Below are 10,513 nucleotides of genomic sequence, written 5' to 3' on the forward strand. Positions count from 1 at the left end.
TTATAACTTAGATTCAAGTTGTAAGTGCGACAAAATATAAGTGGCTCATTTCCATTTTGTGTTGTTGTAGAAACTAGAGTTTATAAAGGTTAGAATATATACACTAATTTAAAATAACGGTGATGTATTAATTTGTCATTTATATATTATATCCCCACTCTACTTTATTTATAAAAATTCCAATTACTGAGTCATGCATTAATATAGATTTTGAAAAACAAATAGTTTTCCTAGCAAGCCGCTTGATTCTAGTTCTGAATGTTAGAAACTTCCTTTCTATTCGTTGTGTATTTCGTTTACCTATCTGATGATATTTTTCTGGAATAAGTCTAGAATAACTTCCCCAATCATCTGTAAAGCATAACTCTACATTGAAACATTGCAAGGTTTTCAAAAGAAGCAAGAATGTATCGTCAGTACGTCTACCAAGACAATAAGCTACTATCTGCCCAGTCTTATGACATAGTGCTAGCCACAACCATCGTTGCTGTTTCTTATTTTTAACAAATGACCACTGTTCATCCAACTCAAGCATTAGTGGCATGAGTACTACATGGCTCATTGACTGTAACATTTGCCAGTTACATTTTAGTAATTTACTGGCTTTTTTTTATTGTATTTATCACTGTTGATGTGCTTATCTTCAAAACTCTTGCAGTATCTCTAATACCGCTACCATTACTACACATATCAATTATGGCTTCTTTAGTTTCTGGTAGTCTACCTATTTGTTTATATTCTAGTTGAAAATATTTCCCACAATTCTTACATCTATAAGTTTGTACACTTTCAGGTTTTGACTTTAGTATACGTTGTCCTGCTTTATTTACTTTATTAGAATTACAGTGTTTACAGATAACTTCAATCTTTGCCATTTTTGGAAATATATTCTATATGTGAAAATGACTATTAGCAACATCACCGTTTCCCGCAAAGATAGAATTTCATATAAAACTATCCAAAGAGTTCTAAATCGTCAAGTTGGTACTAGCGTTGATTGGAGCCAATATGATAACTTAGATACTATAGGCATTGATGAAATTAGTACTAAAAAAGGACATCAGGAATATATGACTATTATTAGTACAAAATCTAAAGCTGATAAATTGTCTGTTCTAGCTGTACTACAGGATAGAAAAAAGGAAACTGTAAAAAGCTTTTTAGATCTCATACCTAAAGAACTAAAGAAAACGGTTAAAAATATATGTACTGATATGTATGATGATTTTGTAAATTCAGCTATAGAAGTATTTGGTGAGCAAAAGGTTATAGTTGATAGGTATCATGTGGCAAAGCTATATCGTAAACCGTTAGATAAACTAAGAACTAAAGAAATGAATAGGCTTAAATCAGAATTACCATCTGGAGAGTATACTAAATTAAATGATATGATGTGGATATTACGTAAACATCATGAATGTTTGACAAAAGAAGATAAGCAAAAACTAGCCTTACTATACAAGTATTCACCAATTTTGAAAAAGGCACATAGACTAGCAATAAGGCTAACTCATATATTTAATACTCACCATAGCCGTAAACATGTTAATACTAAGATTAATAGATGGGTTAAAAGAATTGAAAGATCTGATATAAATATATTTAATAGGTTTATTGATACCTTAAATAAATATAAGCCTCAGATTTTGAATTATTTCAAAAAAAGAAAAAATAGTGGTTTTGTGGAAGGCCTGAATAATAAAATAAAAGTTCTGAAAAGAAGATGTTATGGATTGGGATCACCTACATCATATTTTCAGAGAATTTGTTTAGATTTGAATGGTTTTGATAGGTTTGCTATCTAGCAACAACAATTGGAAAAGAGCCCAAGTAACCTCAGTTCGGAGTTAAAAGAATTAAAAATTAAGTATTGATCTTAAGAGCTTTGAATATTCACTGAGAATAGCTGGTTGAATGGAAATTGGTAAAAAATCAGATTTATAAAAACGTAGCTTAATATACTATGCCAGGAATGCTCCCCTCGGAAAGAGCCTTTTTTATTGCATAAATATAATTATTTGCAATTTCTGAATAATCTACATTTGAATTAATATCTCCTGATAGATCAAACTCACTTTGAAAGTATTCCTCTTTGTACAAAGGTATTAGTTTATATAAATATTCTTCGGTTTTTTGATCTGCTTGAGTTAGAATATTATTATACCAATCCTTGTGACTAATAGCCTTAGCATCAGGTGATATTAAATTAAAGAAATCTAACCAAGTAACTAATTTTTTATTTGCTAAGAGAATAGTTTTATTATGATCAACTTTTTTAGATTCTTTATATATAACATTAGAGACTATATCTGCAGGTAAACATTCAAAATAATTATCCCAATTTGGATATATGTTCTTTCCCATAACCATATTTACAAGGCTACTAACATGGTTATCTTTCACAACTAAATCTTTAGTTTTTGAATTTGGACCAACCTGCCCAACTCTAAGGATTTGTGTTTTATATGATAGATTTCTAGCTCTTATCAACATTTGCTCAGCAACCAATTTACTTTGGATATATCCACCTAAATGATCAAAATAATTAGAGTGTGTACTGAAGCTTATCTTTGATTCCCCATTATTATCAAAGGAGTTATTGCAGCCTGTTGTAGATATGAAGGTTAATTTTTTTGATTTTCCTATCCCACAAATTTTCAATAATTCTAAAGTTCCAAAAACATTAGTTTTAAAATGTTTTTTATAATCAAAAAGATGATTAACATATGCACCAATATGTACAATAGTGTCTACATTTTTTGTAATATATGTATATTTATCATCAGATAAATTTAATTTCTCTTTAGATAAGTCTACTTCTAAAACTTCAATTCTTTGAGTCTCTTCATTAGTAAAATAATTCCTAAGCAATAAATCATCAAATTTACTTCTTGATGTAGTCCCACAAATGATAGTAATTTGTTGATTTATTCTTAATGCTTCTTTAATAAAATTCCTACCTACAAATCCTGTTCCACCCGTAACAAATATTTTTAAATATTTAAATTCATGTTTAGCTGTATTGTTTTGGAGGTTTGATATAATTTCATTCAAATCTTTATCCATTGTATTTGAAATAGAGTCTTGTAACAAATTATCTTTATTGTCTATAAGACTTAATAAATAATTCAGTGTTGAATTTTTAACAAAATCTGAAACCATTATTTCAAGACCTATTTGTTTATATATTTTGAGTATTAATTCTGCAATTAATATTGAACTTCCTCCTAAATGAAGAAAAGAATCATCAAATGAAAAATCTTCCAAATTAAGATTCAAAATCTCTAACCATATATTAATGAGTTTAACTTGAGTTTTATTATATCTGTCTAAACTATTCTTTCTCATTAAAGACTTATTATTAATAGGTTTTTCTATAGTACATTTTTCTGGCTTATCTCCTTTTGCTGAAAGTTTGCTATCCAAGTACTTGTCAATTAAGAACTTCTTATCTATTTTTCCATTTATTGTTACTTTAAACTCATCAACTTGTATTAATTTGCTAGGAAGCATGTATTTTGGAACTTTCTTTTCTAAGTGTAAATAGATTTCACTATCTGAGATAGTCATTCCATTAGTTTTAAAGAATGCAATAATCTTATTTTCACTTGTGGTAACAAAAGCATGTTCTATATTTTTAATATTTTGAATATTGTGCTCTATTTCGCTTAATTCAATCCTTACACCATTTACTTTAACTTGATTATCTAATCTTGATAAATACTGCATATTAAAATTAGAATCTAATACAACCAAGTCAGCTGTTTTATAGGCTAATCCATAGTTTTTTATATTAACAAAAGAATTTTTAGTTAAAATTGGATTATTTATATACCCTTTAGATAAAGATTCCCCCAATATATATAACTCTCCTGGTTTACCTATTGAAGCTATATTCTTATTTTTATCGAGTACTAAAAATTTAGAATTATTAATAACATCACCTAATGGTACTACTTTATGTATATCATTAGGTTTAGTCTCATAATCACTTACTTCTCCTGCTTCTGTAGGTCCATATTGATTAATAATTTTAATATTAGGTAAATACCTATAACATTCATTTACTAAATTCTGCATCAATGCTTCACCACTGGAAAATATAATCTTAAGAGATGAAAGTGAATGATCCCCATATTTTAAATACTCTAAAAACAGCTTAAGCATTGTAGGAACGAAGTAAATATGAGATACTTGCTGATTTTTTATGATATCAATTAAGTAATTAAAATCTTTATGTCCATCTGCTTTAGCAATAAAAAGGCTTGCTCCTGAGCATAATGGTAAAAATATCTCACCAAAAGAAACATCAAAGTTAAAAGGCGTTTTAAACATAAACGTATCATCTGAACTTACTTTATAACGACCTTTCATCCACATGATTCTATTGACTAATGAATTATGTCCAAGGATAACTCCTTTAGGGTTTCCTGTAGTGCCTGAAGTAAAAAGGATATATGCATTACTATCGCCTCTAACTCTTATCTGCATTTTTTTACTATACGTATTAACATCATTTAAAAAGTCTGAAGATAGAATACAATTATCTACAAAATCCAAATGACTAATATTTGAAAATACAACATTAAGAGAGACTTGATTAACAATATATTCAATACGTTCAAGTGGTAAATCCTCATGTAATGGAATATATGCTTTTCCTGCTTTTAAAATAGCAATAATAAAAATTATAGTCTCACAAGATCGAGTCATATATAACCCTATAATCTCATCCTTTCTCCAAAAGTTATTAATCTTTAAAGCTATTTGTGTAGTAAGTGTGTCTAATTCTTCATATGTATATGTTGTATGGATATCTTTAATAGCTATAGCTTTTGGTGATTTAATCACCTGCTCATTAAATATTTCTATAATATTATTATAGTCTAACTTCTCAGTTCTCCCTTCAAGAACAGAAATATTTTTAAATGATTTTAAGCTGTATTTTTCTTTAGCTAAGGACAAATCTAATATTGATTTTGTATTTGAGGAAACTAATAACTCCCGAAGAACTTTTATATATAAACTTGCCAATGATTGAATAAAAGATAAAGATAAAATCTCTGGATTAAACTCTAATGTTAAAATAGGCTTCTCATTATCAAATGTAATGAACAATGATAAATCAAACTTACTATTACTATTTTTAACGGCTACAGGTTTACACGATATATTACTAATTGTTTTCTCAGATACAATATCTTTCTGATATGCAAATAATACACTAAAATTATCACCATTTACTTTTGTTTCACTTAAGATATAAGAGAGATCATCTCCTTGATGTATAAGTAATTCGATATTATTTTTATCTAGCCTCCTTAGAGAGTCGATTTTAGATTCTGTATCTGAAAATTTTATTCTAACAGGAAGAGTATTAACATAATAACCTATAGAATCCATATAGGAGACTTCCCTATTAGCATATGGAACTCCTATAATAAAATCATTATTATCTGTTATATAGTTAATAAGAACCCCAAATGAAGCTAAATAATAAGTATATTGTGAAATACTCACTTCTTTACAGTAGGTGTCAATACCAGTAGATGTATCTTTATCAATAGCAAGCTCAAAAGAATTACCTAATTGTTCCTTATACGCTTTAATATTTGGTAAATTAATTTTTATTGATGATATGCCATTTAAATACTTGTTCCAAAAATTTTTTGATTCAATAGTTTTATTATCTATTGATCTTTCTATGAATTTCAAATAACTATCATCTTTTATAATTTCATGACCATTCAAAGATTCTAATAATAGTTTTATGAAGATATTTAGTGAATATCCATCTATTATTGTATGATGAATATTAATATATAAGTATGTATACTTGCCTTCTACAGTTCCAGACCTAAATTGATATAGTGGAAACTTTGTAAGATCAAAGCTATGTTTATTCCACTCTAATGCCGTTTCATTTAATTCTTTATTACTATTAAAATCTTCATTTCTAATACAATTTTCATCGCAATCATTAATCTTTAGTCTAAGCTCTCCCATATACTGTTCAAAGTTTATTTTAAAAGCTATCTGTGATTCTAATATTTCCAATAATGATTGTTTTATTTTATTAAATGAAATTTTTTGATTGAAGTATAAAATAAACCCAACATTATACTCAGAAGATGTTCTAAATTGACAAGTATAAAATAGTCCTTGTTGATTCGGTGAAGGAGAAAGAGAGTTTTTAATTTTCAAACTAGTGCTACTAGCATCTAGTGGTTTGCAATCTAAAATAGTATTTAGGTAAGATGAAAATATAGGATTACGAATTAAATCAACAGTTTTAACGTCTAGACTAAATTCTTTTACAACCTCTTTAGTTAACTCAGTAACTAATAGTGAATATCCTCCTATCTTAAAAAAATCAGAATTATAATCTATATTTTCATGTTTTAGAACTTTACCCCAAATTTTTGCAAGTTTTACAACATTAGGATCACTTGATACTAACAAGTTATTGACAGTTCTATTAGCATTATATTTTTCTAAAAGCCATTCTTTATCAATTTTTCCATTGATATTAGTAGGGATATTATCAAAAAATATAAAACTATTTGGAACCATATAGCTTGGAAGATATCTAGTTAGATGCTTTTTTAGCTCAAGCTCTGAAATTTCAAACTCAGCTTGATAAAAGCAAATCATAACTTCAGTAAAAGCTTTTTTATCAATATATATTAGGCAGTTGTGTATAGAATCATGCTTAAGTAAAGTTGACTCTATACCATCTAACTCTATTCTATATCCATGAAATTTAACTTGTCGATCTGATCTACCTATATAGTATAAAATATCGTCTCCATCAACTTTTGCTAAGTCTCCTGTTTTATAATAAATATTTTTAGTTTTATCTTTAGGCAGCGTTAAATTAATAAATTTTTCATTTGTTAACTTAGGATTGTTAAAATAGCCTTTAGCTAAAGCATTACCTGAAACATAAATTTCACCAACTTCTCCTTTTTTAACTTCATTACGGTTTTCATCAAGCAGCTTAATATTAAAATGAGCAAGAGGTTTTCCTATTGGAGAAGCGGAAGAGTTAGTAAGGTCATAATCATTTAAATGATGAAATGTTGTATGTACAGTTGTTTCTGTTATACCATACATATTTACAAGTGATACATTACTATTTTTTACTTTTTCACACCATTGCTGATAATCATTAAGATCAAACCTTTCTCCTCCAAAAACAATATATCTTAAGGATGATTTTACTATTTTTTGTATATTATCTTGATTTAATAACCTTTTAAAAACAGATGGTGTCAAACTTAATACACTTATGTTACTTCTTGTAATATAATCAATTAATAAACTAAGATCTTGAATAACATTTTCTTCTAATATATGAAGTTGTCCTCCAGTAAGTAATGGTGAAAATATTTCCCATATTGAGAAATCAAAAGCATATGAATGATACATTGTCCATACATCTGCATTCGATATATTAATAGAGGCTTTCATTATAGAAGATATTAAATATGTAATATTAGTATGTGGAATAATTACACCTTTTGGGTTGCCGGTAGTTCCAGATGTGTAGATAATATAAGCATTATCATCTTCATCAAGGTTTGGTAAACAAATTTCATCATTATGTTGATCAAATAAATTTGCTAACGAATAGAATCGAGTCTCATTTACTAAATATTGATATTCAGGTTTTCCAATTACTAAATCAGTCCTAGCATTTTCAAGTATATAATCTATGCGTTGTTGAGGACTTCTAGGATCAATAGGAATATAAACACCTCCTGCCTTGAGAATTGCAAGTATTACAATTATAAGTTCTGAGTCTTTAGTGTATATGACACCAATATTATCCCCTTTAGTTATTTTTTTTGCAATAACCTTTGCAATTTGAGTTGAATAGTTATCTAACTCCTTATATGTTAATGACTTAGTTGCTGATACTACAGATATTTTATTTTGATTTTTCTCTACGATTTTATTAAATAATTCAATTAATAAAGGCATAAAGCCTCCTCTTGGTGAGCTTTGTTTTCACTATTTTATTACTTAAAATAAGGACTCTTACTTTTTTATGTAGTCGAATGTACAACACCATGCGTTTACATGTGGATAAACTTTCCTAGTTCTCAGCGGCTTTGCCGCGTAAGTACCGTAGATATCCATAGCTAACTAACTTTAGATGCGTCTATAGTTTTAAATACAATAAGACCAGACAATAATAAAGAAAACGCAGCAATATATATTGGGAAATTTAAGCTCATATGAGCAAAACCAGAGATTAATAATGCATTAATTCCCCAAGCAACGCCAAATATAGAAACTGTGCCCCCCATTATTTGCCCATATTCATCATTGCTTACTTTCATTGATATCCAAGTTAAAAGAGCACTATAGAACAATAACTGAAATATAGAGTTTATTGTAAAACATAAATATTCAATAAAAACAGATGCATATAAAGAACTTAATAATAATGAAATAGTAATAAAAATGGCATTTGCTATTACTAATAATTTTAAGCTAAAATATTTCATAAACAGAGGGAGTAATATTAATATTGCGATTAAATATCCTATAGCTCCACATAAAAAAGATAATCCTATTTGTGCTTGATTGAGACTAAATTTAGAGGACATTAATAAAGGAAAGCTTTGTATATATATACCCCATCCTATCTGCATAAATAAAAAAGATATCACTAATATAGAAACCCTTTTATCAAGAAAAACTTTTCTAAAACTAAAGATTAGATCTATCCAATTTGAAGCGTTAGAGTTTTTTAATTTATTCTTGTTTGTTTCACTTAAAAACAGATAGACACTGATTAGATTTAATATCGCTACTAATCCACCAATAAAGAAAGGGAGTATTGTTGCTAGGAAACTATTACTTTCATATATTTTACCTATTACAGTAGTTATAACTGGTCCTAATATCATACCTATTGCACATGATAACGTCACAAAACTTAGATTACGTGCAACTTTATCTTTGGGTGATATATCTATTATTATAGTTTGAGCTAATCCAAAACTTCCACCAAATAATCCAATAATAAATCTTCCTAATATAAATATATAAATATTTGAAATAAATATTGCAAATATCGACAAGACGTAACTTAAAGCAATACCCAAAAGAGATATAATTAACAATTTTTTACGTCCATATTGATCAGATAATCTTCCTATTATAGAACTCCCTATAAATAGCCCTAAAGGCCATGCTGCCATTATTATTCCATAGAAGATATATCTTGTTGAAGAAGATATATTATTATTTAACAATAATAAGTTAGATTTATCCAAAGTTAACTCTGGAATTATTGGGAACACTAACCCTAAGCCCATAACATCTATAATCAATGTAAACATTAGAATGAGAATAGTATATTCTTTTTGTAAACTCTTCATTAAATATCCTTAATATTCATCTAGAACTAGTCATAAAATGTTGAATAATTATGTAATTAGTTCATAATTTACACAAAATAATTTATTTATTAAATATTTTATACACCAAATATAAGCTCATTTCCATTTAGGGCTCTGTTGCAACTATTTAGAAATTTAAGAAATATAAGGTTCCTACTTTTCACTATTGATTAGCATTTTAATATATAGTATTATTGTTTGATAAGATAATTAATTGGTATTTTCTAAAATGAAAGGAATTAAATTTGATGAGAGTTTATTTAACTCTATGTATTTATTTACTTCTTCATCAGCTCCTGTTGAAGTTTATTAAAAATATGAATATCAGTAGTGCTTTTAGGATGTATATATCAATTTTTCATCCTAAATTTTCCGTAAAGTATAGGGTAATTTCAAAGATTGCTGGCTTAATAGTTAATGATTCAACTAAGCTGGAAATCTCATTGGTAGATAGCCCCGGGAAGTACTTTAAAAAGCTTACAATTGAAGAGATTAAAGCTGATTTTCATATAATATCTCATCTACACCCTGAAGATGTTAATTTTATAAATGATTTATATTATTTTAATAAAAATAGACAAGAATATGACTCTATAACAATGTCAGATAACAATTTAATATGTATGAAGGATGGAAAAGTTATTGAAAGTATCAATATCGATAATGCCGATAAAGATACAACGAAAGATTCTAGACTATCATTTTATATAGGTTATATAAAGTCAGAAAGAATAAAACAATATGTTAATAGCAATAAAGCAAAATATATGATAACTTCTATAAATTTTTCATCTATAGTATATAACGTATTAGGTAAAAATAAGCCTTATGAAATAAGTATATTTGCTTTGGTTAACTCAGATAAACTAAAAAATTTTTCGAAGGAAGATATTATTAAAATTACTCGAATCTTCAGTTCTCAGCTGGAAGATCATAAACTCTCTATGTCACATTATATCTAAACTAATTAACTTTTTATTCTAGTAAATTTCTAAATAGTTGTAACAGTGCCTTATTTTCTATATAAATCATTATCTAACAACTAAGCTTATACTAGTTTTATATTCACATAAATAGTCAAATAGTTCTGTAGTTAA

The 10,513-nt window shown here is 27.4% G+C and carries 5 protein-coding genes; 2 read left to right on the forward strand and 3 right to left on the reverse strand.

The window, feature by feature from the left end; translation table 11 throughout:
- Positions 1-139 precede the first annotated feature (139 nt).
- Positions 140-875, reverse strand: a protein-coding gene (locus F3D62_RS11950) for an IS1 family transposase (protein ID WP_411961323.1) whose coding sequence is annotated in 2 segments (ribosomal slippage) — positions 140-605 and positions 604-875 — 738 coding nt in all. Because the reading frame shifts where the segments join, the coding sequence is not laid out codon by codon here.
- Between the two features lie 27 nt (positions 876-902).
- On the opposite strand from F3D62_RS11950, the gene F3D62_RS11955 reads away from it, so the two are divergent.
- Positions 903-1,805 carry an ISL3 family transposase gene (locus F3D62_RS11955; protein WP_150468473.1) on the forward strand — a complete coding sequence of 301 codons (903 nt, stop codon included), beginning with the start codon at positions 903-905 and terminating at the stop codon, positions 1,803-1,805.
- A gap of 148 nt (positions 1,806-1,953) precedes the next feature.
- Here F3D62_RS11955 and F3D62_RS11960 read toward each other — a convergent pair whose 3' ends face one another.
- Together F3D62_RS11960 and F3D62_RS11965 are read right to left on the reverse strand one after the other, a co-directional pair.
- The gene (locus tag F3D62_RS11960) at positions 1,954-7,986 is read right to left on the reverse strand and encodes a non-ribosomal peptide synthetase (protein ID WP_150468474.1); all 6,033 of its coding nucleotides are present in this window, start codon (positions 7,984-7,986) and stop codon (positions 1,954-1,956) included.
- A gap of 161 nt (positions 7,987-8,147) precedes the next feature.
- Positions 8,148-9,395 (reverse strand): MFS transporter, encoded by a 1,248-nt coding sequence (locus F3D62_RS11965; RefSeq protein ID WP_150468475.1) that lies wholly within the window; start codon positions 9,393-9,395, stop codon positions 8,148-8,150.
- 362 nt (positions 9,396-9,757) lie between these two features.
- Here F3D62_RS11965 and F3D62_RS11970 point away from each other — a divergent pair, with 362 nt between their 5' ends.
- A complete protein-coding gene (locus F3D62_RS11970) occupies positions 9,758-10,378 on the forward strand; it encodes a hypothetical protein (protein WP_150468476.1) in 621 nt (206 codons plus the stop codon).
- Positions 10,379-10,513: the final 135 nt, after the last annotated feature.

This window comes from Francisella sp. SYW-9, from assembly GCF_008711465.1.
In the GTDB taxonomy this organism is placed as follows: Bacteria; Pseudomonadota; Gammaproteobacteria; order Francisellales; family Francisellaceae; genus Francisella.

Excerpts from the sequence above, each read along its gene's own strand:
- F3D62_RS11960 (WP_150468474.1), bottom strand. The coding sequence starts at position 7,986 with ATGCCTTTATTAATTGAATTATTTAATAAAATCGTAGAGAAAAATCAA.
- F3D62_RS11965 (WP_150468475.1), bottom strand. The coding sequence starts at position 9,395 with ATGAAGAGTTTACAAAAAGAATATACTATTCTCATTCTAATGTTTACA.
- F3D62_RS11955 (WP_150468473.1), top strand. The coding sequence starts at position 903 with ATGACTATTAGCAACATCACCGTTTCCCGCAAAGATAGAATTTCATAT.
- F3D62_RS11970 (WP_150468476.1), top strand. The coding sequence starts at position 9,758 with ATGTATATATCAATTTTTCATCCTAAATTTTCCGTAAAGTATAGGGTA.